The sequence below is a fragment of the Eisenbergiella tayi genome (assembly GCF_001881565.1).
Lineage (GTDB): Bacteria > Bacillota > Clostridia > Lachnospirales > Lachnospiraceae > Eisenbergiella > Eisenbergiella tayi.
The window spans coordinates 714,953-741,094 of sequence record NZ_MPDJ01000001.1 but is presented as its reverse complement, the minus strand read 5'-3'; the positions used below and the strand labels follow the sequence as shown (position 1 = coordinate 741,094).

Annotated in this window: 22 protein-coding genes; 20 read left to right on the top strand and 2 right to left on the bottom strand. The window is 45.9% G+C overall.

All coding sequences use genetic code 11. From position 1 onward, the window contains the following. The first annotated feature begins 252 nt into the window (after positions 1-252). The 9 genes from BLA28_RS03030 (at position 253) to BLA28_RS02990 (ending at position 12,468) form a co-directional block, all read left to right on the top strand. The gene (locus BLA28_RS03030; RefSeq protein WP_044965181.1) at positions 253-1,683 is read left to right on the top strand and encodes an undecaprenyl-phosphate glucose phosphotransferase; all 1,431 of its coding nucleotides are present in this window, start codon (positions 253-255) and stop codon (positions 1,681-1,683) included. 49 nt (positions 1,684-1,732) lie between these two features. Next, complete coding sequence (locus tag BLA28_RS03025; RefSeq protein ID WP_069155958.1) at positions 1,733-3,025, top strand: LCP family protein; 1,293 nt, start codon at positions 1,733-1,735, stop codon at positions 3,023-3,025. Positions 3,026-3,118: 93 nt separating this feature from the next. Beyond that, complete coding sequence (locus tag BLA28_RS03020) at positions 3,119-4,045, top strand: glycosyltransferase family 2 protein (protein WP_141702863.1); 927 nt, start codon at positions 3,119-3,121, stop codon at positions 4,043-4,045. Positions 4,046-4,150: 105 nt separating this feature from the next. Continuing rightward, on the top strand, positions 4,151-5,977 hold the full coding sequence (gene glmS / locus BLA28_RS03015) for a glutamine--fructose-6-phosphate transaminase (isomerizing) (RefSeq protein ID WP_044965165.1): 1,827 nt from the start codon (positions 4,151-4,153) through the stop codon (positions 5,975-5,977). 194 nt (positions 5,978-6,171) lie between these two features. Then, complete coding sequence (locus BLA28_RS03010; RefSeq protein WP_071698879.1) at positions 6,172-7,887, top strand: S1C family serine protease; 1,716 nt, start codon at positions 6,172-6,174, stop codon at positions 7,885-7,887. A gap of 296 nt (positions 7,888-8,183) precedes the next feature. Then, a complete protein-coding gene (gene clpX / locus BLA28_RS03005; RefSeq protein ID WP_069155956.1) occupies positions 8,184-9,698 on the top strand; it encodes an ATP-dependent Clp protease ATP-binding subunit ClpX in 1,515 nt (504 codons plus the stop codon). A gap of 142 nt (positions 9,699-9,840) precedes the next feature. Then, positions 9,841-11,592 carry a S8 family peptidase gene (locus BLA28_RS03000; protein ID WP_069155955.1) on the top strand — a complete coding sequence of 584 codons (1,752 nt, stop codon included), beginning with the start codon at positions 9,841-9,843 and terminating at the stop codon, positions 11,590-11,592. A 70-nt stretch (positions 11,593-11,662) separates the two neighbouring features. Continuing rightward, the gene (locus BLA28_RS02995; protein WP_069155954.1) at positions 11,663-12,109 is read left to right on the top strand and encodes a signal peptidase II; all 447 of its coding nucleotides are present in this window, start codon (positions 11,663-11,665) and stop codon (positions 12,107-12,109) included. Between the two features lie 122 nt (positions 12,110-12,231). After that, on the top strand, positions 12,232-12,468 hold the full coding sequence (locus BLA28_RS02990) for a hypothetical protein (RefSeq protein WP_071698878.1): 237 nt from the start codon (positions 12,232-12,234) through the stop codon (positions 12,466-12,468). 56 nt (positions 12,469-12,524) lie between these two features. Here the strand turns inward: BLA28_RS02990 and BLA28_RS02985 are convergent, their stop codons facing one another. Further along, positions 12,525-13,967, bottom strand: coding sequence for a 4-hydroxyphenylacetate 3-hydroxylase family protein (locus BLA28_RS02985; RefSeq protein WP_069155952.1), 1,443 nt, complete (start codon positions 13,965-13,967; stop codon positions 12,525-12,527). A 26-nt stretch (positions 13,968-13,993) separates the two neighbouring features. Next, positions 13,994-14,437 (bottom strand): PCC domain-containing protein, encoded by a 444-nt coding sequence (locus tag BLA28_RS02980; protein ID WP_069155951.1) that lies wholly within the window; start codon positions 14,435-14,437, stop codon positions 13,994-13,996. Positions 14,438-14,777: 340 nt separating this feature from the next. Between BLA28_RS02980 and BLA28_RS02970 the strand changes: the two genes are divergently transcribed. From BLA28_RS02970 to BLA28_RS02920, 11 genes are all read left to right on the top strand, one after another. Beyond that, positions 14,778-15,602, top strand: a complete 825-nt coding sequence (locus BLA28_RS02970) for a helix-turn-helix domain-containing protein (RefSeq protein WP_044965151.1) — start codon at positions 14,778-14,780, stop codon at positions 15,600-15,602. 193 nt (positions 15,603-15,795) lie between these two features. After that, positions 15,796-17,847: a glycoside hydrolase family 31 protein gene (locus BLA28_RS02965; RefSeq protein ID WP_069155949.1), complete on the top strand. Its 2,052-nt coding sequence runs from the start codon at positions 15,796-15,798 to the stop codon at positions 17,845-17,847. An 18-nt stretch (positions 17,848-17,865) separates the two neighbouring features. Then, positions 17,866-18,747, top strand: coding sequence for a carbohydrate ABC transporter permease (locus BLA28_RS02960; protein ID WP_044965147.1), 882 nt, complete (start codon positions 17,866-17,868; stop codon positions 18,745-18,747). Between the two features lie 15 nt (positions 18,748-18,762). Beyond that, entirely contained in the window at positions 18,763-19,599 is an 837-nt protein-coding gene (locus BLA28_RS02955; RefSeq protein WP_207648272.1) for a carbohydrate ABC transporter permease, read from the top strand. 102 nt (positions 19,600-19,701) lie between these two features. Further along, positions 19,702-21,090 carry an ABC transporter substrate-binding protein gene (locus BLA28_RS02950; RefSeq protein WP_069155948.1) on the top strand — a complete coding sequence of 463 codons (1,389 nt, stop codon included), beginning with the start codon at positions 19,702-19,704 and terminating at the stop codon, positions 21,088-21,090. A gap of 26 nt (positions 21,091-21,116) precedes the next feature. Continuing rightward, the gene (locus BLA28_RS02945) at positions 21,117-21,833 is read left to right on the top strand and encodes an RraA family protein (protein WP_044965144.1); all 717 of its coding nucleotides are present in this window, start codon (positions 21,117-21,119) and stop codon (positions 21,831-21,833) included. Positions 21,834-21,907: 74 nt separating this feature from the next. Then, the gene (locus BLA28_RS02940; protein ID WP_141702862.1) at positions 21,908-22,714 is read left to right on the top strand and encodes a sugar phosphate isomerase/epimerase family protein; all 807 of its coding nucleotides are present in this window, start codon (positions 21,908-21,910) and stop codon (positions 22,712-22,714) included. Continuing rightward, positions 22,705-23,640: a BKACE family enzyme gene (locus BLA28_RS02935; RefSeq protein WP_069155946.1), complete on the top strand. Its 936-nt coding sequence runs from the start codon at positions 22,705-22,707 to the stop codon at positions 23,638-23,640. The genes BLA28_RS02940 and BLA28_RS02935 overlap by 10 nt, the downstream gene beginning before the upstream one ends. Continuing rightward, the gene (locus tag BLA28_RS02930) at positions 23,627-24,046 is read left to right on the top strand and encodes a MaoC family dehydratase (RefSeq protein WP_069155945.1); all 420 of its coding nucleotides are present in this window, start codon (positions 23,627-23,629) and stop codon (positions 24,044-24,046) included. Before BLA28_RS02935 ends, BLA28_RS02930 begins: the two co-directional genes overlap by 14 nt. 2 nt (positions 24,047-24,048) lie before the next feature. Continuing rightward, complete coding sequence (locus BLA28_RS02925; RefSeq protein ID WP_069155944.1) at positions 24,049-24,993, top strand: 3-hydroxyacyl-CoA dehydrogenase family protein; 945 nt, start codon at positions 24,049-24,051, stop codon at positions 24,991-24,993. Between the two features lie 50 nt (positions 24,994-25,043). After that, positions 25,044-25,967: an AEC family transporter gene (locus BLA28_RS02920; protein ID WP_069155943.1), complete on the top strand. Its 924-nt coding sequence runs from the start codon at positions 25,044-25,046 to the stop codon at positions 25,965-25,967. Positions 25,968-26,142: the final 175 nt, after the last annotated feature.

Here is a 26,142-nt window from a genome sequence, read left to right as displayed (position 1 = left end):
CAACCCTAGTACCGCTGCGTTTTTGACCGAGCGAAAGCGTGCCCGCCCAGTGCATACATCTCTTCCCGAGCCGGACGGAGGGAACGGATTCCAGCGGCACGGATGACTGACTCAGGGCGGTACACAACCTTACGCCCCCATCCCCCGGAACCCTCCATTTTGCTACATTTTGTCGATTAAGGAAAATTTAAGTTGTGCTTTTAAAAGGATTATTGTACAATACAATTTGTATACGGAGAAACAGGTGAAGCCATGATAAAGGACAACCAGCAATACTTCAACAGACTGCATGTTGTAGTAGATGCGTTTGTTATTGCAGGCTCCTATATACTTGCTTGGTATTTATATATAGGGAGCTCCTTAAAAAATACGGGCCCTGAGGTGGGCGTTCTGGATATGAAGGTATATTTCAGCGCCCTGTATTTTGTTGTGCCTGGATATCTGATTTTGTATTACTGGTTCAAGCTTTACTCTCCAAAAAGGGTGCAGCGGAGCGAGACAGAGATTTTGAATGTGTGTAAGGCCAACATTGTCGGCGTTACTATATTTCTTGCTGTGCTCTTTATGGTAAACAATACGGTTGACTCTTTTCAGATTCACGATTTTTCCCGTGGTATGGTGGGTGTCTTCTGTGTGCTGAACACGGTGTCAACGCTGCTGATGCGCGCCCTGATCCGGTATTTGCTTCATTTTGTGAGAAAAAAAGGATATAATCTCAAATATATCCTTCTCATCGGATATTCCAGAGCTGCCGAGGAATATATCAACCGAATCAATGCCAATCCTCAATGGGGATATGTGGTAAGAGGAATTCTGGATGATAAAGTGCCAAGAGGAGCAACCTATAAAGGAGTAAAGGTATTAGGATCCATCAACAACCTGCTTTATATACTGCCGGAGAATAAACTGGATGAAATTGCCATCACTCTTTCACTGGAAAATTACGACAGGCTGGAAGAACTGGTGGACTTATGCGAAAAGTCAGGTGTTCATACGAAGTTTATACCGGATTATAACAGTCTGATACCGGGACGGCCGTATATGGAAGACCTGATGGGACTGCCGGTAATCAATATCCGGTATGTGCCGCTTTCCAATACTCTCAGCGCGCTGGCTAAGCGCTGCGTGGATCTTGCAGGATCGTTTTTCGGCCTGATACTGATATCGCCGGTTTTGCTGTTTGTTGCATTTCTGGTAAAGGCTACCAGCAAGGGACCGGTTATTTTTAAACAGGAAAGAGTAGGGCTTCATAACAAGCCCTTTATGATGTACAAATTCCGTACTATGTATTTACAGCAGCCCGGAGAGGAAAAAAAGGGCTGGACAGTAAAGGGAGATCCCCGTATTACCCGTGTGGGAGCCTTCCTGCGGAAAACCAGCCTTGATGAGCTGCCGCAGCTGTTTAATGTATTAAAAGGAGATATGAGCCTGGTGGGGCCGAGACCGGAACGTCCTCAGTTTGTGGAAAAGTTCCGTGAGGAGATTCCGCGATATATGATAAAGCATCAGGTCCGCCCGGGAATGACTGGCTGGGCCCAGATAAACGGCTACAGAGGAGATACCTCCATACGTAAGAGGATTGAGTACGATATATACTATATTGAAAACTGGAGCATGACTCTTGATTTAAAAATACTGTTCCTGACAGTTTTTAAGGGTTTCATCAATGAGAATGCTTATTGATATATGACGGAAAGGTCATGATAGAATACAATTAACAGGAGAAGAAGATATGGCATCATCAAAAAACAACGGAGGAAGCCGCAACACAGGTTCCCGTAACGGCTACAGCGATTCACGGAGCACCGGTTCCCGCGGCGGAAGCAGAGATTCCCGCAGCTCCGGTTCCCGTAACGGAGGCAGGGACTCCCGCAGTTCGGATTCCCGCTACGATTACAGAGAAACCCGCAGTTCGGATTCCCGCAGCGGCTATGGAGACGGACGCAGTACCGGCCCCAAGAATAAAAAAGTAACGTCCAAAAAGAGAAAAGCCAGAAAAAGAAGAAGAATTATCTTGTTTGCTGTGGAGATGGTGGCTCTTGTGGTTCTTGGCGTTGTCCTCTGGGCGGTGATGAAACAGACTTCCATGCAGAAAATAAATGTAAAAGAAGAAGATATTGTAATCAACGATACGGTGGAAAACAATGTGGCCATGAAGGGATACCGCAATATCGCCCTGTTCGGCCTTGATGCCAGGGATAAAAACCTGGGCAAAGGCAACCGGTCCGATACCATCATGATCGCATCCATTAACCTGGATACCGGTGAAGTAAAGCTCTGCAGCGTATATCGTGATACCTATATGAATCTGGGCAATGACAAGTACAGCAAGTGTAATGCGGCCTATGCCAGCGGCGGGCCGGAACAGGCCATCAGTATGCTGAACATGAATCTGGATATGAATATCACTGATTATGTGAGCATTGGTTTTAACGGCATGATTGATGTGGTAAACAGTCTTGGCGGCGTGGAGATAGATATCAGGGAAGATGAGATTAAGAATCTGAATGATTATCAGGCAAGTATGTTCAGTACGGAAACGAAAGAACGGCTGACCGATGATTATGTGAAGGTAACACAGCCTGGATTGCAGACATTGAACGGACTTCAGGCAACCGCTTATTGCCGTATCCGTTATACGGCAGGCGATGACTTCAAGCGTGCGGAGAGACAGAGAACCGTATTGCTCGCTATTCTGGAAAAGGCGAAGACAGCATCCGTTGGGACTCTGAATGATACGCTGGATAAGGTTCTTCCCAATGTGGCGACTAACCTGGATACGAAGGAAATGCTCAGTGTTTTAAAGGATCTGGCATCCTACAAGGTTGTGGCAACGGATGGTTTCCCTTTTGAAACGAACAGGGTAACCGGAAAGGTGGGTAAAGCGGGCAGCTGCGTTATCCCCACATCTCTTGAGGATAATGTAGTGCTTCTTCATAAGTTTTTCTTTGAACAGGAGGAATACACTCCCTCCAAATCAGTAAGTAACTATAGTGCCAGGGTCTCCAGCGATACCGGCAGGTAGTTTCGGTATAAAAATAAGATTACCTATAGGGAGCTAAAAGGGGCCGATACAAGGCCCCTTTTTCTGAAGCTGCGGGCAATGAGGGGAATAAAAATGAAAGTGGATGTTATTATACCGACCTATAAGCCGGACAAAGGATTTCCGGAAATGATAAAACGCCTGGAAAAACAGACACTTAAGCCGAACCGTATCATCATTATGAATACGGAAGAAAAGTATTTTGAAAAGCTGCTGTATGGAACGGATTTTGCAAGGGAGCATCCGTTGGTGGAGGTGCATCATCTTTCCAAAAGAGAATTCAACCATGGAGGAACCAGACATTTGGGAGCCCTCCACAGCAGCGGGGATATTTTTGTCTGCATGACACAGGACGCGCTGCCGGCCGACAACCGGCTGCTGGAAGAGCTTACCGCGCCTTTTTTATCAGATGACAGGATTGCGGTATCCTATGCCAGACAGCTGCCGGAGAAGGACAGCGGTGAGATCGAGCGGTTTACAAGAGCGTATAATTACCCGGAGGAGAGCTGCGTCAAGGGAAAGGAACAGCTGTCTGAGATGGGGATTAAGACCTATTTTTGCTCCAATGTTTGCGCTGCCTATAAAAAAGATATTTACCAGGAGTTGGGAGGCTTTGTTAGGCATACAATTTTTAATGAGGATATGATTTATGCGGCAGGCGCGGTGCAGGCGGGATGGAAGATTTCATATGCGGCAGGCGCAAGGGTATATCATTCTCATAATTATACCTGCAGGGAACAGTTCCGCCGGAACTTTGACAACGGGGTTTCCCAGGCCCAGCATACGGATATTTTTTCTGGGGTACCATCAGAATCGGAGGGGATGAAGCTGGTGAAGCAGACAGCGTCCCATCTGATTGCCGTTCATAAACCCTGGCTTATTATCAAACTGATCGCGGCAAGCGGGGCGAAGTATATGGGCTTTTGGCTGGGTAAGCATTACAAAAGCCTGCCTGCGCGTTTTGCGAAGGCCTGCAGTATGAACAAGGATTATTGGCTGTAACCGGGATTTCCGCTTTTTCGGAGCCCTTACAATAACCGCTGCTCAGGCAGCAGAATATGTGTGACCTGGGCTGTAACCTGAAATTGAACTTGATCGGAGGTAAGTATGTGTGGAATAGTAGGCTACATCGGTAAAAATCAGGCGGCACCTATCGTCCTGGACGGACTTTCCAAGCTGGAATATCGCGGATATGATTCGGCGGGAATGGCAATTTTTGATGGTGAGAAAATCAATATCACCAAATCCGTGGGAAGACTGAAGGTTCTGCAGGAACTGACACATGACGGAGCAACTATGCCGGGAATGCTTGGAATCGGCCATACCCGGTGGGCAACTCATGGAGCGCCCAGCGATGTGAATTCCCATCCCCATTTTAATACGAAGGGTACTATTGCCGTTGTACATAACGGAATTATAGAGAATTATCTCCCTCTGAAAAAGAAGCTGGAGAGCAGAGGGTATCAGTTTGTTTCGGAAACGGATACGGAAGTGCTCGCCCATATGCTGGATTATTACTATAATGAGGATCCCATGGTAGCCATTACCAAGGTACTTCACCGTGTGGAAGGCTCCTACGCCCTGGGAATCCTGTTCGCTGATTTTCCCGGAGAGCTGTTTGCGGTAAGAAAAGACAGCCCCCTCATCGTCGGGCAGAACGGAGAAGGCTGCTTCATCGCTTCCGATGTCCCTGCAATCCTGAAATATACAAGAACCGTAACCTATATTGAAAACCAGGAAATCGTCCGCCTGACTCCCGACAGCCTTCATGTTTATAACGTGGATGAGGAAGAAGTGGAGAAGGAGGCAGTCACCATTGATTGGGATGCGGAAGCCGCGGAAAAGGCCGGCTATGAGCATTTTATGCTGAAGGAAATGTATGAGCAGCCCAAAACGGTTGCGGATACCCTCAGCCCCAGAATCAAGGGAAATGATATTGTGATAGAAGAGCTGGGAATGAGTGATGCGGAGCTTCTTTCCATCAAGAAAATCCATATAGTGGCCTGCGGATCCGCATATCATGCAGGAGTGACGGGGAAATATGTGCTGGAGGGCCTGGCACGCATTCCTGTGGAGGTAGATCTGGCTTCCGAATTCCGTTACAGGAACCCCATTCTGGAGGATGGTGCCATGGTGGTGGTAATCAGCCAGTCCGGAGAGACTGCGGATACCCTTGCCGCGCTTCGTGAGTCCAAGAAAAGAGGCTTCAAAGTGCTGGGTATCGTAAATGTAGTGGGAAGCTCCATCGCCAGGGAATCGGATAATGTGATGTACACCTGGGCGGGCCCGGAAATTGCGGTTGCCACTACCAAAGCCTACAGCGCGCAGCTCATTGCCCTCTATCTGCTTGCCATGAAATTTGCAAGGGTAAAGCATACGGTAACGGAGACGGAATTCAGTGATATGCTGGGGGATCTGGCCCGTCTTCCGGATCAGATAGAACTCCTTCTCAATAATAAAAACCGGATTCAGCGGTTCGCCAACCGTTATATAGCCGCAAAAGATGTTTTCTTTATAGGAAGGGGAATCGATTATGCCATCTCCATGGAAGGCTCCCTGAAGCTGAAGGAGATTTCTTATATCCATTCGGAGGCTTACGCGGCGGGAGAATTGAAGCATGGCACGATATCCCTGATAGAAGAGGGGACATTGGTGGCATCGGTTTCCACCCAGCCGGCGCTTTATAAAAAGACAATAAGCAATATGGTGGAAGTGAAATCAAGAGGGGCCTTTGTCCTGGCCGTTACCTGTGAAGGAAACAGGGAAATTGAAAAGGCGTCGGATTATGTCATTTACATTCCCCAGACGAATCCGTTCTTTACCAATTCCCTGGCGATTATCCCGCTCCAGCTGTTCAGCTATTATGTGGCTGTGGGGAAGGGCTGTGATGTGGATAAGCCGAGAAACCTGGCAAAATCCGTGACGGTGGAATAAAAGAGATTTAAAAAAACAAAAAATATAATTTACCGGAGAAAGGCATAAAATGGCGTTCTCCGGTAATTTTTTATGGTTTTTAACACATTTTCTATAAATTTATCACAGAAAGAACACAATTCATGTATATACTGTAAACAGATAAAAGGAAAGGGAAACAGAAATATAGCTCAAGGAGAAAAGAGGTAAGCGATATGTTTGATGAAAATAATTTTTCAAACGACAATTCCTATGAACAAAATAATTCGCAGGCTGTCCCGGGCGGCAGTGTTGCTGCTCATACAGATAATAATAACGGACAGGCGGCGGGAAAAGCTACAGGGAGCTATTCCGGAGTGAATCCGGGAAGCGGCCAGAGCGGCCCCAGGGAGCCATATACCTCAGGCTACGGGAATGCCGGCCAGGGAGCATACGGCAATGGCCCTCAGGGAACCTATCAGGCCGGAGGCTACCAGAACGGCGGATATCAGAATACCGGTTATCAGGGCGGACCAAACGGACAGCCTAACGGAAATTACAGCGGCTATGGCAGCTACCAGTCCAATCAGGGACATTACCAATATGGAAGCCGTTTTTCCGAAAATGATTACGGCACGGTTGGAAATAACGGGACTCATGGAAAGAAAAAGAAAGAAAAGAAACCTGGCAAGCCCATGAATCCTTTGTGGAAAAAAGTGATAGCCGTAGTGGTATGCGGTGTATTCTTCGGCATATGCGCCGGTGTCAGCTTTCTGGCAGTGAATTCGCTGGGTACAGATAAGGATACCAGGCAGATCGCACAGACAACGGGAGAAGCCGCACAGGAGCAGCAGCAGGAAATGCAGGCCGGGGCGGCAGAAAGCGAGTCCGGAATCAGGTCCACGGTAACCCAGGGAACCTCAAGCGCAGTTGTGACGGATGTGACAGAGGTGGTGGAAAACACCATGCCCTCTATTGTTTCCATAACCAACCAGATGATCATATCCGGAACCGATTTCTGGGGGCAGAACATGCAGCAGGAGCAGGAGGCTGCAGGCAGCGGTATTATTATCGGGGAAAATGACAACGAGCTTTTGGTTGTTACCAATAATCATGTGGTTGCAGATTCCAATAAGATATCTGTAAAGTTTATAGATGATGAAGTAGTTGAGGCGCAGATTAAAGGCACCAGTCCTTCCATGGATCTGGCTGTGATTGCAGTAAAGCTTTCTGATGTGAAGGATTCCACCAAAGACAGCATTGCCATCGCCACTATGGGAGATTCCGATACGCTGAAGGTAGGAGAACCGGTTATCGCAATCGGGAATGCCCTTGGCTACGGACAGTCGGTAACGACAGGCGTGGTCAGCGCCCTGAACCGTACGCTGGAGGTTAGTGAAACAGGAACCAGCAATGCGCTGATTCAGACCGATGCAGCGATTAACCCCGGTAACTCCGGCGGCGCCCTCCTTGATATCAAGGGGCAGGTAATCGGCATCAATTCCAACAAAATAGGCGGCAGCACCGTGGAAGGTATGGGATATGCCATCCCGATTTCATCCGCCCAGCCTATTATTGAGGAACTTATGAACCAGGAAACCAAGGAAAAAGTGGATGAAGGAAACAGAGGATTTCTGGGAATTTCCTGCATCAATGTAACCAAGGCCATGGGCGACGCCTATGGAATGCCGGAGGGTATCTATGTGGCCCAGGTTTATGCCGGAACCGGCGCGGACAATGCGGGCCTGGTAAAGGGTGACATCATTACCGGTTTCGCAGGTGCAACAGTTACCACACAAGATGACCTCACCAATGCAATGCAGTATTATGCAGTGGGTGATACCGTGGAACTTACGGTTATGCGCGGCAATCCGACAGAAGGATACAAGGAACAGAAGGTTTCCATAACCCTTACCTCCCAGGAGGCGATGGAAAATACCGGAAGAAATTAATACAGTAATAACTGCAGGCTTATACGGGCCGGAAGGGGTATCGCAGGATACCTGTTCCGGCCCTTCTGTGTATCGGATTTTGCAGCGGGCAGGCCGAACGGCAGAAGGCACGGAGCACAGGGCAGAGGGAAGCTGTAATTCATATTATTTAGTTTAGTTTGTTTATAGAAAGTTAACTTGTGTGGCAATAGGTTGTGATTTATAATTAAATAAGTGTTAAGTAAACGACAACGGCTGCCCGCAGTGCCATGGTGTACGGGTCGGCAGGGTTGAACAGAAAAACGGAGGATTGCCAAATGAGCGATTTTGATAATAGAGAAGAAGACGACCAGAAGGAAGAGGGACTGGAAGAAGTTAAGGATCAGGACACTTCGGAAAAGAAGGAAGAGAAAAAGGAATACGAGGATGTGTGCTTCATCTGCCGCCGTCCGGAAAGCAAGGCGGGGAAGATGTACCATCTTCCCAATAACATCTGTGTCTGTGATGATTGTATGCACAGGACGATGGATGCCGTAAGCCAGTATGATTATCAGGGGATGCTGAATAATCCTGAGCTGATGAATATGCTGAACAATATGAATAAGGATGGAAAATATCCCAATATCAGCTTTGTGAATCTGGCTGACCTGCAGGGAAACGATGGAATTCCCAACAAGCAGAAAATTAAAAAGAAAAAAGAAAAAGAAAAAGAGAAGGAAGCGGATCCCGTTTTCAATATTCGTGATATACCGGCTCCTCATAAGATCAAAGCGAGCCTGGATGAGTACGTGATAGGCCAGGAGCAGGCGAAGAAAATCATTTCTGTTGCGGTTTATAATCATTATAAAAGAGTGGTTACCAACACGATGGATGACATCGAAATTGAGAAATCCAATATTCTGATGATAGGGCCGACCGGTTCCGGCAAGACTTATCTGGTGAAGACGCTGGCCAGACTTCTCGATGTGCCGCTTGCCATTGCCGATGCCACCTCCCTTACGGAAGCCGGTTATATCGGTGACGATATCGAAAGTGTTGTATCCAAGCTGCTGGCTGCTGCCGACAATGATGTGGAGAAGGCGGAGAGGGGCATTATATTTATCGATGAGATAGATAAGATAGCCAAGAAAAAGAATACCACATCCAGAGATGTGAGCGGTGAATCCGTACAGCAGGGAATGCTGAAGCTTCTGGAGGGATCGGAAGTGGAGGTGCCTGTGGGCGCAAGCAGCAAGAACGCCATGGTTCCTCTGGCAACGGTCAATACCAGGAATATCCTGTTTATCTGCGGAGGTGCCTTCCCGGATTTGGAGGAAATCATCAAGCAGAGGCTTACCAAGCAGACGGCAATAGGCTTTAACGGGGAATTGAAGGATAAATACGACAAGGATCCGGATATCTTATCTAAGGTGATTGTGGAGGATCTGCGTAATTTCGGTATGATACCGGAGTTCCTGGGAAGGCTGCCCATCATCTGCACTCTGCAGGGGCTGACCAAGGAAATGCTGGTGAGGATCCTGAAGGAGCCCAGAAATGCCATTCTGAAACAGTATCAGAAGCTGCTGTCACTGGATGAAGTGGATCTGCAGTTTGATGACGAGGCTCTGGAGGCCATTGCCGACAAGGCTACCAAAAAGGATACGGGAGCGAGAGCGCTTCGTGCCATCATAGAAGATTTTATGCTGGATATTATGTATGAAATTCCCAAGGATGATAACATCGGCAGGGTAACGATTACGAAGGATTATATTGAAGGCACCGGCGGACCGGCTATCCAGATAAGAGGAGCCGGGTATGCCATTACGGATAAGCAGGCCGGGGCGGCTGAATAACAGAAAGCCGGAAGCAAACCCATTCGAAAACATGAGTGGGTAAACCCATTCAAAAATATGAATAGGTAAACCCATTCGAAAACATGAATGGGTTGGGAAAAGCGCCATATACTGATACAAAGGGTTATGGAGAGCTTGACATATGACATGCAAGGAAAAAATATTATCAGAGGATTATATTGATCTGATAAATTATTTTATCCTCCCTCAGGGGAGAGTCGAGGGAAATGACGATGTTTTCTGTTATATTCCCGTGAATGAAAGATTTCTGTCTATTTACTACAGCAGGGCTGTTCTTCCACCCCTGGAGGTATCCAGTTATTATTACCGGTATATACCCAGGCTGTATGGCCTGATGCAGCCCTTTGCCCCGGAGGCCCTGGATCGTAATTTTGACATCCAGCCCCTTGTAAAAAGCGGAATAACATTGATTCAGAGAGAACCGTTGTCTTTGACCGGCAGAGATGTGGTGTTGGGATTTGTGGATACGGGTATCGACTATCGGAATCCGGTTTTCAGGAGAGCGGATGGAAGTACCAGGATTTTGGCCATCTGGGATCAAAGTGTGCAGACGGGCACGCCCCCGGATGGCTATTTTTATGGAAGCGAATATACGAGAGAGCAGATAAACGAGGCTCTTCAGGCGGAGGATCCGCTGGAATTGGTGCCTTCGGTTGATGAGATAGGTCATGGGACGGCAATGGCTTCCGCTGCGGCGGGAAGCGCCCTGAACGGAGGCCTGGATTTCCTGGGGGCGGCTCCGGATGCGGATATTGTCGTAGTGAAGCTGAAGCAGGCGAAACAGTTTTTGCGGGATTATTATATGACACCGGATGATGTGCCTGCCTATGAAACAAATGATATCATGCTGGGGATTAAATATATATCTTCGTATCGGATTCCCTTTGAAAAACCATCGGTTATCTGCCTGGGAGTGGGAAGCAGCTTCGGTGAGCACAGCGGAAGTTCATCGCTGTCCCAGTATATTTCTTCCGTGGGTTCGGAAATAAACCAGGCGGTTATTGTGGCAGCCGGGAATGAAGGAAATTCCGCCCATCATTTCAGCGGCCATATCGATGCGGGACAGTCTATCCGGGTGGAAATGATGGTGAGTGAGAATACAAGAGGATTTCTTCTGGAGCTTTGGGGACGGATTCCTGATTTTTATTCGGTGACCGTGCGTTCTCCCGGCGGAGAGATGGTTCCTCCTGTCAGCGGAAGGCTCGGACAGAGTGTGCAGTATACCTTTGTATATGAAAAGACAAAGGTGCTGCTGGATTACCAGACGATTGAATCGGAATCGGGCAATGAAGTGGCGGTAATGCGTTTTGAGGCGCCCAGCCCGGGACTGTGGACAGTGATCATCACACGGGAAGGCGGAGACGGACCCGGAAATGTTGATATGTGGCTTCCTCTCAGACAATTTGTGGACGGAAGGGTGGAATTTTTACAGCCTACCCCGGAAACTACTATTACTGCGCCGGGTTTTGCACAGCCTCCTGTCACCGTGTCCGCTTATAACAGCAGGAATAACAGCTTTTATATTAATTCCGGCCAGGGATTTTCCTCCGAAGGGGGGATAAAACCTGATATAGCGGCTCCCGGTGTAGATATCTCAATCGTTTCCGGCACCGTTCAGGGGAAAGCTGTGGTGGGAACCTCTACGGGGACTTCCCTTTCGGCGGCGCTGGCAGCCGGGGCGGCGGCGCAGTTTATGCAGTGGGCTGTGGTGGAGCATAATTCCCCTTATGTGGGAGGTGTGGCACTAAGAAATTATTTCCTGCGGGGAGCAGGCAGAGATTCTGCTTACTCATATCCCAACAGGCAGTGGGGATATGGCCGGCTCGACATGGAAGGCGTGTTTAACTGGATTGCGGGACTGCCGGCACAATAAGCGGAGGCTGTGAGATACGGCCGGGGTACTTTAAAGAGAAAGCTTTTTCAGATGCATATAAGGAGAAAAAATGGGATATCTGTGTATTGTCGCACTTATTTTTGCAGGTGAGCTGGGAATTAAGAATTATGTGGAAAATAAGCGGAATGCAGGAGAAGAGAAGGAAATATGTAAGGGACGTATTCTGCTGCGGAAGTATCATAACAAAGGCGCCTGCATGAATCTGGGTGAGAAAAAAAGCAATGTGGTTGCAGGGCTTTCCCTTATTCTGACGGCGGTGCTCGCTCTGGTTTTTCTTTTTACATTGACCAGGCATGGAAACGGATGGCTGAAAGCCGGTCTGAGCCTGCTGTTAGGAGGAGCGTTCAGCAATACCTATGACCGGCTGAAAAGGAAATATGTGGTGGACTATTTCAGCTTCGGGGTAAAATGGGAGCCTTTAAGAGCGATTGTATTTAATATTTCTGATTTCTGTATTCTGATCGGTGCTCTTATTATTGCGATAAAAGGTATGTAGTTTAAAAATTTTACACATTCATTACCGTGCTTTGCTGTTAGAATAACCCTTTTCCGGGTAAAATAATGCTGTGGGGAAATTTTTTAATGGAACCGACGGCGTTATCCGGAAAGGGGTTTTTTATGAACAAAAAATTAGGATTGCTCGGCATGGGATCCGCGGTGCTGATCGCAGCGGCAGCCCTGGGAATCCATGGCCTTCCGGTATCGGGAACCGGCCAGAACCAGGCAGCGCTGCTTAACGGCGTTCAGGCGGAATGGACGGATGATAAAGGAAAAGAATATCCGGAAGAAGAATTTTTTGAGACGGAAACGGATATGACGGAGTTTGAAGGGAAGCTGGAGGATATTACGGCTTAGAAGGTATCCTGACAGTGTGACAGAGTTTTCTTCTGTGCTGCTGTCAGGATACTTTTTTATTGGATATCCAAAAGTGCCTTTGCCATAGTTTTCTTTTTTTCCAGACTACCCTGACGGGAAATCATAATTCTCTGAGCCTGGGGGCTTCCGGCCCCATGCATGGATTCCGTCAGATAGCCTACAGCGGATGCACCCATGGTCATATTTTCTATAAGCCGGAATATTTTAAGCCTGTCTCTTATGGAAAAAGAGGAAGAAGCGGCCAGATACTTTTCAATGAACGGACCGGTGGCAGGATTGCTCAGATCCTTTTCCGAAGGCGCAGTTACCATAAGGCCTCCGGCGATATCCTGAGCCAGTCTGGCGATTTCGTAAGGAAAACGGGTAACATTCTGTTTGCAGACATTTGCCAAAAGGGTGTTGATATCATAGATTCCGCTGGGAGTCTGGTACCCTTCACAGGAACAGGCTATACCGCAGGCATAAAGGGTTTCATTTAAGTGCGTCATTTCAATAAGCTTATCCTTTATATGAGAAGCTTTTTCTGCTCCGTTGGATTCGGCGGCAAGCGCAGATGCACCGATTAATACATCTCCTACACCAACCTTGCACCCACCATAGCTCTGTCGGTGATAGCCGGCAAAGCGTTCAACCAACAAGCCTGCATATTGCGTTTCACCATTCATAAAAATCCGTTCATTGGGAACAAAAACGTCGTTGAATATGGTCAATGCTTCCACACCGCCGAATTTACAGTTTCCTACATCCAGGCAGGAGCATTCCAGCTTCCTGGTATCACAGCTTTGCCTGCCGATAATCATGGTAATGCCTTCGGTATCTGTGGGAACCGCAAAGGATATTGCATAGTCTTTATCATCCTCTCCTAAGGAAATGGTCGGCATGACCAATACTTCATGAGAATTGCATATCCCTGTCTGATGTACTTTGGCTCCCCGTACTACTACACCATCGGAACGCCGTTCCACGACACGGAGATATAAATCCGGATCCTGCTGTAAATGAGGGGAGAGGCTACGATCACCTTTCGGATCTGTCATAGCGCCGTCCACAGTCAAATCCTTGTCCTGACAATGGATAACAAAATTCTTAAAACGCCGGAAATAATCGGTTCCACATTTTTTATCAATATCGTAAGCAGTGCTGTATACGGCATTCATGGCATCCATGCCTACGCAGCGCTGGAAACAAGAAGCTGTTTTCTGTCCGAGAATACGCTGCATTTTTACTTTATTTATCAGATCCTGGCAGCTCTGATGAAGATTAGTGAAACGGTTGATAGTTCTGCCGGTAAGGTGGGAGGACGCCGTCATCAATTCCCTGTATTCCGGATCCTGCGCGAGGTCATAGGTCATTCGTACGGAATTGAGTGATGGCTGTAAAATCGGATGCCCCACGGCAGTTTCCAGCTCCTCCCCCATGCAGAAAATATGCATTTTCATGTTCCGTATGCTTTCCAGGTATTCTTGTCCTGTCATCATAATATTTCTCCTGTATGATAGTGCTTTTATTCTAACGTTTCATCGGAAAAGGTCAGATAAGATATACCGAATTCATCCGACTTCCGTATCAGAGGAAGTTCAGGAAGCTCGAGTATGGCAAGTTCTGCCAGATACTGGACTTCACAGCCCGGCTCCATATGCCCTGTATATACTCTGTCCGCATCAGAAATAGTCAGGTGGAAATGCGGTTCGCCATCAATAATCAGGCCCTGCGCACTTCCCAGTTCAATGGGGCTTGCATAGGTAAAATATTTATTTGTAGGCAAATCTTCCAGTGTAGTAATGGCATGAACCCCGGCACATCGCAGTGATCCGATAGCCGATACTAATATACCGTTTTTAAGATGCAGACGTTCCAGCTCTTTCTTGACGGACAGAAGAATATCTTCTCCTTTCGATAAATGAATGATAACGATTCTTCCTATGTTTTCTGTTGAAAATGTGAACATAATTCTATCCCTCCTGCTTAATTTATGGTTATAAAGAAAGTGTAATGGCGTGAGACAGAAAAATCTGTCTTTTTTTTGTCATGTTATTTCTATTTTTTGTTATATGTGATGAAAAAACAGCGTTTTTGGCAGAGGGAGAAAGTGTCTTCGCAGGATGCCGAAGTACACTGAGGGAGGAAACCGCAGAGGGAGGCAGACTTCCGGCTGGAGAATGCTGGGTGTTGGACGGGAGAGATTCCGGCATATACGCAGGACATACAGTTAAATAAGTTGAAAAAAACAGTAAATTCCCCTACAATAAAATTGTCTTCAGGGGGAATACATGCAAAGGAGGAAAAAAATGGGTGATACTTGTACTATAATCAGGATGCTGGTGGAAGATAATATCTATGGAAGTGTTGTGACACATGGTTTCGCCATCTGTAATCATTGGCATAATGAGATGGAATTCATTTTTGTGGATAAAGGAAAGCTGGAGATCGATGTGGGCGGCACTTTATATTGTGTGAAATCAGGGCAGCTTATGATCGTAAGTTCCAATGTAATGCATGCGTATATGAGGACAGAACCGGAATCTGTAATTTGGGTTGCTAAGGTTTATCTGAAAAATATACTAAGTTATCTGGATCAAAAAGACAGACTGACTGAAATTTACAGGAATACACTGCTTATTAAGGCAACCGATAAGATGAAGTTTATATTAAATGAATTGATCAGCGCCCAATATGGACAGCTGAATGAATGCTATTCAGGAATAAAAGCTTCCGAACTGACAATTGAAATTTTATGTAATAAAAATACGATTAAGCAGTATATTCCTGCAAAGACCGTAGAAAATACGGAAAATATATTTAAAATGCAGCAATTCATGGAAAATAATCTGCATAAAGATATTACGCTGACTATGGTGGCGGATTATCTGGGATTTAGTACAGCGTATTGTTCCAAATATATTAAAAAGAAGACAAATCTTAATTTTCTGGACTATGTAAATTCGATACGGTTAAGGGAGGCGGAGGAATTGCTGCAGACCACCGATATGTGCATTACAGATATCTCATATACTACAGGTTTCAAAAGCATCCAGTGCTTTAATCGTATCTTCAAAAAGCACAGGGGAGTGACTCCAAGCCAATACAAAAAAAGTTTAAAAAGCAAAAAATAAATTAAAACGGACAAAAAATGAGTGGAATGAGTGCTGGTATTTGTGTATATTCTCTACATGAAGCAGAACAAAAGAAACAAAACCAGACACTATTCACTAAGAAAGTATGAACAGTGCTTGTGTAGGGTTTCACATTGTTTTAATGAAACGTCGCGGCACTGTTTTTTTTTTGTATATTTTTCAGGAGGCATTTATGCGTATTTGGGGTGAGAGCAAAAAGCTTTGTCTGTTAATGGACGGTATGCAGTTGGAGATTATTCCATGGGGAATTAATTCCCTTCGCGTAATTATGCTGCCTGTGGGAAGCACGGATAACAGAAACTGGGCATTAACAGAGGCTGTTCCAGATATGGAACCGGAAATAACAGTTCAGGATTGTGAGTTAAAGGCATGCTGGGAGGAGAAGGGACAGGCATCCCAAAGAGGAACTATTAAAAACGGAAAAATAAAGGCCGAAATCAATCCCGAAGGATGGATATGCTTCAGAGATGACACAGGTAAAGTACTTCTGGAAGAGTATTGGAGAAACAGGAATCGGCTGGAACGCTATGCGGTGCCGCAGGATACGGCGGCGAGGGAGTTAAAGGCTGTCCAGGGAGCCGGAGAATATCGGCTGACCGTAAGGTTCGAAGCATATGAAGATGAAAAAATATTCGGTATGGGACAATATCAGGAAACGAATCTGAATAAAAAGGGGGAGATTCTTGATCTGGAACAGAAAAATACACAGTGCAGTGTTCCTTTTTACCTTTCCAGCAGGGGATATGGTTTCCTTTGGAATAATCCGGCAATCGGAAAAGTGATTTTTGGCAATAACCGAACGGAATGGACGGCGGAACGTACGGCAAAGATGGATTATTATATTACAGCGGCGGAAACACCGAGTGAAATACTGGAACAGTATACACAGGCTGTTGGCCGTTCTCCGATGATGCCGTCTTGTGTTCTGGGATTATGGCAGTCGAAGCTGCGTTACAAAAACCAGAAGGAGGTTCTGGAGATCGCAGATAATTATAAAAAACGTAATATACCCCTGGATGTTCTGGTTATTGATTTTTTTCATTGGACGAAGCAGGGCGAATTCCGTTTTGAACCTGAGGATTGGCCGGATCCCGTGGGCATGGTGAAGCAACTGAAAAAATATGGGATTAAGGTAATGGTTTCCGTATGGCCAACGGTAGATGCCGCCGCGGGGGATAAAAAGGAGATGGAGGATCGGGGATTCCTCGTAAAAAATGACCGGGGACTTCAGATACACATGAACTGGATGGGAGAAGCCAGGTTTTGGGATCCGTTTTCAGCAGAAGCCAGGGAATTTGTATGGGATCTTTGCAGACAAAATTATTATGAGAAGGGAATTCGCATGTTCTGGCTGGATGAGGCCGAACCTGAATTCAGTCCGTATGATTATGATCTTTTCAGGTATCAGGAAGGACCGGCCCTGGAGGTGAGTAATTTTTATCCGGTACAATATGCAAGGACTTTCTGGGATGGCATGAAGGCTGCAGGGCAGCGGCAGATCATGAATCTGATCCGTTGTGCCTGGGCAGGGAGCCAGAAATACGGAACGCTTGTCTGGTCTGGAGATATCCATTCTTCTTTTCGGGCCCTGAGAGAGCAGGTGCAGGCAGGAATCAATATGGGGATTGCCGGAATTGCGTGGTGGACAACAGATGTCGGCGGTTTCCTGGGAGGGTATTCCGAAAGCCCGACATTCCGGGAACTGTTGATCCGCTGGTTCGAATGGGCGGTTTTTACTCCGGTATTGAGAATGCATGGAGCCAGGCAGCCCTTTGAAAAGCTGGAGGAGGAATTCCGGAATGGAGTCAGACAGTTTACAAGCGGACAGGCTAATGAAATATTCAGCTATGGAGATGAAATTTACACGATTCTGAAAAAATACGTATTGCTGCGACAGCAGCTGAAAGAGTATCTGGTAAGCCTGACGGAGGCGGCGCATATAAAAGGGATACCGCTTATGAGGGCCTTATTCCTTGAGTATCCGTATGATCCGGCATGCTGGGAAGTGAAGGATGAATATCTGTTCGGAAAGGATATTCTTGTGGCACCGGTTACCGAAGAAGGGCAGAGGAAAAAGGTAGTATATTTTCCGGGAGATGATATTTGGATACATGCCTCAGACAAATCGGAATACAGGGGTACAACCAGGGCTGAGGTTAATGCGCCGCTGGATAAAATTCCTGTTTTTATTAGAAAAGGGGCAGATATTACATTTGAGTTATAAAAGAGAGGAGCGTTTTAGTTGAAAAAGAATGTTAAGGAAGGGATCGCAGGATATTTATTTTTACTTCCATGGTTAATCGGGTTCTTTTGCCTTACCCTGATACCAATGGTGGCATCACTGTTTTTTTCATTTACACAATATGATATGCTGACGCCGGCCATACCTGTGGGAATAAAAAATTATGTGTCGTTGTTTGAAGATGCAAGATTTATTAACAGTTTAAAAGTTACTTTTAAATATGTTATTGTCAGTGTGCCTTTGCAGTTGGCTTTTGCGCTTCTGATTGCGCTGATGCTGAAAAAGAACAGGCGGGGAGTGAAAGTATACCGGGCTATGTACTATCTGCCGTCTTTGTTTGGCGGTTCGGTAGCGGTTTCTATTTTGTGGAGACAGCTTTTTAATAAAGAGGGAGTATTTAATCAGATACTTGCAGCCTTTGGGGTAGAAGGAAAAAACTGGATAGCGACGCCTTCCTCTGCATTAAATACTTTGATTGTTCTTGCGGTCTGGCAGTTCGGTGCATCAATGGTAATTTTTCTGGCATCCTTAAAACAGATTCCTGAGGATTATTATGAGGCGGCTACCCTGGATGGAGCGGGGAGGGTGGCACAGTTTTTCAAAATCACGCTGCCTCTGCTCACCCCTATGGTATTTTTTAATATTGTCATGCAGGTAATCAATGCGTTCCAGTCATTCAATTCCGCTTATATTATCAGCAATGGAACGGGAGGACCGCTTGATTCCACTCTTTTCTATTCATTATATCTTTATATAAAAGCGTTTAACCATTTCCAGATGGGATATGCATCCGCGATGGCATGGATATTGCTCGTTATTATTGCGGCAGTTACGGGGCTTATGTTCTTATTTGCCAAATTCTGGGTGTTTTACGATGATTGATAGGAGAAAATGAAAATGAAAAGAAAAATAGGGACTGTCCTTTATCATACGTTAATTATTTTATTTGCGGTGCTTATGTTATATCCGCTGCTGTGGATGATAAGTGCATCCTTTAAGGATACGCTGGAAATCTTCCAGGGAACTGATTTTTTCCCGAAGTCTTTTCGGCTGGATAATTATATGCAGGGATGGCAGGGATTGTCAGGTGTTACGTTTACAAGATTTTATATCAATTCTTTTATAATCGTTATTGCGGCAATGGTTGGTAATTTGACCTCTTGTCTGATGGCGGCAAATGCATTTGCTAAAATCAGGTTTCCTTTAAAAGGCCTCTGGTTTGCGCTGATGATGGGGACATTAATGCTGCCCATGCATGTAAAGCTGATTCCGCAGTACATCATGTATAACAAGCTGGGATGGATTAATACATACTTGCCTTTAATTATCCCCAAGTTCCTGGCTACGGAAGGTTTCTTTGTCTTTCTGATGACACAGTATATGAGAGGCCTGCCGAAAGAAATTGATGAAGCAGCCATTTGTGACGGCTGCGGACAATGGCAGCGGTTTATCCGCATTACGGTACCGTTATCCGTGCCTGCTATTGTTACCACTATGATATTTACTTTTATCTGGACCTGGAATGATTTCTTTTCCCAGATGCTTTATATTACAGGGATTGATAAATTTACGGTAGCTCTGGCGCTGCGCCAGTTTGTGGATGCCACCGGAAACAGTTCCTGGGGAGCGTTGTTTGCCATGTCAACCTTATCTTTGCTTCCGTTGTTTTTTATGTTTGTATTTTTCCAGAATTATCTGGTGGATGGTATTACAGCAGGAAGTATCAAAGGTTGATTCGACGAAGCGGACAAGATGCTGCTATAGTTGAAACCGTGTGATCGGAAAGACAGATCACTTATGAATACGGTTCTATAAAATTTAGGGAGGTTTTAAAGTATGAGACACAAAAAATTGCTGACAGTGATGTTGGCGGCTGTAATGGCTTTTTCGTCCATCGGGTGCGGGGGGAGCAAACCCGCAGAAGGTTCAGCTCCTGCTGCTGAAAGTAAGACGGAAGGAGAACAGACATCAGAGTCTCCGGCCGGGGAAAGCGCTCAGACAGACGGACAAAAAGTGGAAATTCGTTTTACCTGGTGGGGTGATACCAAGAGAAACGATATGTACAATGAAATATGCGACAGATTTGAGGAAGCCAATCCCGACATCAAGGTCATGAGAGAACCTATGTCCTGGTCGGATTACTGGACTAAAATGTCTACACAGGTTGCGGGAGGAAATGCACCTGATGTATTCGGCATGCATCCGCAGTATGCTGCGGACTATGCTCTCAGAGGAGCCCTGCTGGATATTCAGCCTCTTGTAGATAATGGTACGATTGATCTGTCGAAGTTTTCAGACGCAATCATAGACAGCGGCAAATATCAGGATACTCTTTATATGGTTTCCATGGGAGTGAGCTTTACCTGCTATCTTGTGAATAATGAACTGGCTGAGCAGTATGGGGTGACCCTTCCGGCATACGATGAGGATTGGACATGGGATCAGTTCGGGGAAGAAGCGAAGAAGTTTTCAGAAGCCGCCGCCGGTAAAGGTATCTATTTTGCAGGAGACAGTTCTGCTGATATCAATTGCTTCCGCTGGGCAGCAAGAGAGGCAGGCGGGGATAATTATACGGAAGACGGACGGCTGGGATTTGAGGAACAGACAATGATTGATTTCCTTGATATGTGGAATACATTCAGGGATGAAGGTGCGATTCCGGACGCGGCGACAGCCTCAGAGGATGGATCCCTGGCTTTGGAACAGAGACTGTTCTCATTAGGGAAAATGGTAATACATAATGTTCCTATTAATCAGTTATATTTATATGCGGATGCCATGCCGGATAACAATATTACAGCAATCAGGATTCCCACTGCTGCAGACGGCACCAGGGCAGAATATCTGGAAGGCGCCCATTTTGCCATATCTTCCAATATTGATGAAGCGCACCAGATTGCGGCCGCGAAACTGATTAATTTCTTCGTAAATACAGAACAGTCTATGGAACTCTTTAAGATGGATCAGGGTGTTCCCGCCAATTCAGATATGGCTGAATTTATCAAACCCTTACTGGATGAACCCAATCAGAAGGCAATTGATTTTGCTCTTGCACTTATGCCTTTGTGTGAAACGGCAACACCTGCAGCAAAAGGAGCCAGTGAAATTGCAACAGCATATCAGACGGCTGCAGATAAAGTGAGATATGGACAGGAAGATTCTGCGGCTGCGGCTGGGGCATTTATGAAAGAAGCCAACAGTATATTGGATGCAAATCAAAATTAATTATATAAACTAATCAGGAGGACATTATGAATAACGAAGACAAGGAATTACTGGAACTTTTTGAGCCACTGCGTGTGGCAGATGTCAGAGACGGGATGGATTGGGCAGGATACCATCATTATGGAACTCTGGATTACAAAATCAGGCCGCTGTATCGTACGAAAGCGGTAGGAATTGCAAAAACTGCCAGATATATGCCCTATGAAGGGCCGGATCCTATGGTTACAGGCGATGAATATACGAAGTGGTCTAACTGGTACTATGGCAATGTATGTATTTATCCCTGGTTTGATGAAATAGAGGACGGACATTTCTTGGCTATTGATGTTTCCGGGGTTGATGCCGGTCTTATGGGGTCGGAAAATGCACTGGGAGCCAAAATCAAAGGTGCGCGGGGATTTGTCATGAATGGCGGGGGAATTCGTGATACCGATGAAGTAATAAAAGAAGAAATCCCTGTATGGAGCTATTTTGTATCACAGAAAATGGATCAGGTCAGGATTCGGTATGATGCCAAAGATATTCCTGTTTCTATCGGAGGGGTGGTAATATGCCCGGGAGATATCATTGTTGCAGATGGTGATGGTGTTATTGCAGTTCCCAGAAAGATTGCAAAAGATGTGGCCAAATATGCCCACAGAGAACTGTTCAATGATAAAAATGCCCGTCGTGAGAAATATGAAAAGCTGGGCTGGGAGCTGGATGAAAGTGTAGTGAATAATCAGGTAAAGTATGAAGGTTAATCCTTTATAGTGCAGAACCTCCTTTGCCGGACAGGGTAAAGGAGGTTTTTCAGGCAAAAGGCGGGGGAAATATCATGAAATTTGGCTGTGCTTTATTAGATCCACAGGATTTGGATGCTGTAAAGGGTATTGGATATGACTATGCAGAGTTTATGGGGAAATATTTGGTTTCCCTGTCTGACGGTGAATATGCCGCACTGTGTAAAAAGCTGGAAAGCCTTCAGTTGAAGGTACTGGGAATTAACGGGTACTGCCCTCCCGCTTTAAAAATGGCGGGACCGGGGTTTGATATGGGCAGTATAAAAAAGTATGCAAAATTATGTGCAGGCAGGGCGGAAGCCCTTGGCGCTTCCATGGTGGGAATCGGCTCGCCGCAGTCGAGAAATCTTCCGAAGGGATATCCCAGGATGACCGCAAGGAGGCAGCTGCAGGAATTTTTGGAAATTACGGCAGAAGAATTTGCAGTGTTTGATATTGAAATTTGTCTGGAGCCATTAGCGCCTTGCTTTTGTAATTTTATCAATTTTATGCCGGAGGCAGTATCAATTATTGATGAAATGAAACAGAATAAAACAGGTATAATAGCAGACTTTTACAATATGGAGTATGTCGGAGAAGCTGATTTGGATATGAAGGATTTTATGCCGTACATAAGCCATGTTCATATATCGGATGATGACGGAGGGCCGGATAAAAGATCTTATTTGAAACCGGAAAGAGCCCGGGTCCATCAGGAAAGAATACAAAACCTTATTAAGGCCGGATATCAGGGCGCCGTGAGCCTTGAAATTGACTGCCGTATTGATCCGGATCGGGCGGCGGAATCTCTGGCCATAATGAGGGCGGCTGATTTGGAAGAGAGGGAAAGAATATGTATATAAAAGATAAAAAGGTTATTATCAGCGCAGCAATTACCGGAGCGACGCATGTGCCCAGCCTTTCGGCTCATTTGCCTAAAAATCCGGATGAAATAATTCAAAGCGCTCTGGAAGCACATAAGGCGGGAGCGGCTGTCATACATATCCATGCCAGAGATAAGGATGGAAAACCCACGACAGATCATGGTATATTCCGTTATATTCTTTCGTCGATTGCCAGGGAATGTGATGCGGTGATTGGAATTACAACAGGAGGCGCCAACGGTATGAGTGTGGAAGAGCGGTTTTCCGTCATCGAAAAGTTCCGCCCGGAAATGGCTTCCGCAAATGCCGGTTCCATGAATTTCTGCTATAACAGGCTTCTGGTTGATGTAGATGAGACTGTTTATGACTGGGAACGGGAATATGTGGAAAGAACCTGGGATAACGTCTTCCGCAATTCATTCCGTGATATGGAATATTGCATCCGTACTATGAATGACTGCGGCACCCTGCCTGAGTATGAAGTATTTGACTACGGACAGCTGAATAATCTGAAGATATTAAAAAAACAGGGAATTATAACCCAGCCGGTATATATCCAGTTTGTTCCGGGGGTACAGGGCGGTATGCCTGCCAACAACGAAACGCTGATGTTTATGATAGAACAGGCTAAAAAAATGCTGGGCAATGATATTCAATACAGCAGTGTGGGGGTGGGAAGGAAGATGTTTAAGCTCGAAACCCTGAGTGCTTTGAACGGGGGAAACGTACGCGTGGGAATGGAAGACGGTCTGTATATTAACCCAGCGGGTGAACTGGCAGAAAGTAATGCGCAGCAGGTCAAGAAAATAAGAAATATACTGGAATCGCTTGATTTTGAAATCGCGGACAGTGATGAAGCCAGGCAGATGCTGCATTTAAAGGGAAAGGCAAATGTGGGGTATTGAAATGAAATATGAAATAGGTCAAAGCGCAAGTTTTTCCAAAACAATAGCGGAATGTGATGTATATGGGTTTGCGGGTATTACGGGAGATTTCAATCCGCTGCATGTAAATGCAGAGCAGGCAAAGAACATGCCATTTGGCAGGAGAATCGTACATGGAATGCTGACAGTTTCTTTTTTATCCACGGTTATTGCAGGTAAAATGCCGGGGCCGGGTACTATTTACATGAAACAGGAGGCCAGATTCCTGAAGCCTGTTTACCTAGGGGATACCATTACGGCAAAGGTGGAAATTACAGAGCTTATGGAAAAGGGTAAGGCAGAATTAAGAACAGTGGTCACAAATCAGGATGGTATCATGGTAGTGGATGGAACCGCACTTGTAAAGCTGCCGCTGACGGAGGATTAAATATGGTACATGATATTAATAATGTAGTGATTGCAGGAGCAGGCATTATGGGATCTTCCATTGCACAGCTGTTTGCAGCTCATGAGTATAATGTGATATTATATGATATCAGTGAAGAAGCGCTGGAAAAAAGCAGCAGCCTTATTTCTGTTAACCAGGCGGCAGCTATGGAAGCGGGAGAGCTGGACGAGGAAAAAGCAGCCGGGATCAGGAGGCGGATTACATTTTCCGGCAATAAGGAATGCTTTCAAAAGGCTGATTTTGTCATAGAAGCCATAATTGAAAAAATGGAAATCAAGCATGGATTTTGGAAGGAAATATCAGATATAGTCCCAGAAACAGCAGTTTTGACAAGTAATACGTCCGGGCTTTCCCTTACGGAAATTGCAGAAGCAATAGAAAAACCGGAACGTTTCTGCGGTATGCATTGGCTGAATCCTCCGCATATCTGTCCTTTGGTGGAAGTGGTTAAGGGAGAAAAGACAAAACAGGAAACAGCGGATATTGTTTACGATATCGCCTGTGATATCCATCGTTATCCGGTCAGGCTGCAGAAGGAGGTTCCTGGTTTTCTGGTTAACCGTTTTCAGTTCGCCATATTGAGGGAGGCCATGAGCCTTGTGGAAGCCGGTGTTGCAAAGAAGGAAGATATCGATAAGGTTTTCAAATATGGCCTGGGATTACGGTACGCATGTCTGGGGCCGTTTGAAATAGCGGATCTGGGAGGACTGGATACTTTTTATAATATCGCATCCTACCTTTTTAAGGACATAAGCAATGTCGGAGAAGTTCACGATATGCTTAAGGAACTATACGGGAACGGAAACTTCGGAGTGAAGTCAGGAAAAGGATTTTATGATTACAGTAATGGCAGAGATAAGGCTATACTGGCAAAAAGGGATAAAGATTTTATGAAAGTGTCCAAATGCCTGTTTGGGGATCTGTAAATCAGTGGGAATAATAACGGAGATGAAATAAAAGGGCCGCGGAGATACTTATGATAGTAGTTATATTAATAAAGAAAATCATAGCGCTATTTTTGATTATGAGCATGGGGATATTGCTGGTAAAATGCAGGATTTTAAAAGAGAGTGACAGCAGAGTGATTTCCGCGCTTTCGATTCATCTAATCGTACCATGTGTGATTCTGGCGGCATTTCAGGTGAATTTTACAGAAGAGATCGGAAAAGGGCTGCTTCTGGCGCTGGCAGCAGCCGTTATTATTAATGTTGGCCTGATTCTTTTTGTCTCTGCAGTTGGAAACGTATTCCGCATGGATGCAGTGGAAAAGGTTTCCATTATATACTCCAATGCAGGGAACCTGGTGATACCTCTTGTTTCCGCGATGCTGGGAGCGGAATGGGTGATATACGCGAGTGCTTTTCTGGCAGTACAGATGACTCTGATATGGAGCCATGGCAAAGTTACTTTATGCGGAGAAAAGAAACCGGATTTAAAGAAAATCTTTCTGAATAATAATATGATTGCCATATTTGCAGGAATATTATTACTGCTTACAGGGATTCATTTCCCTGAGCCTGTACAGGACGCGGTAGATACGGTGGGAAGCATGGTGGGGCCGCTGGCTATGCTGGTGACAGGGATGCTGATTGCGGAAACCGATTTTGCCAGGGTTTTGTCACGGGGAAGGATCTGGTTCGTTACCCTGCTGCGGCTTGTGATCTGTCCACTTCTTATTCTGCTCTTTTTAAAATACAGCGGAATGGCGGCATGGGCGGACGGAGGGAAGAATATACTTTTGATTACCCTGATAGCCTGTATTACGCCGTCTGCATCCACGATTACACAGATGGCACAGATCTATGGACGCGATGCGGATTATGCCAGTGCGATTAATGTACTTACAACATTGCTGTGTATCATTACCATGCCGATTATGACGGCGTTGTATCAGATGTGAAAGATATATCTGCCAGAAAATGCCCGCGGAAGGAATTCCCTTCCGCGGGCATTTTCTGGCAGTGCGCCCGGCGGCGCACGTTTCTAACCGGTGCAAGTCCGGAATCCGCCCGGTAGTGGGAAGGATATAGCCGAAAGCAAGGGTGTCCATCGCGAGGTGGAATCTGAAGGAAGCT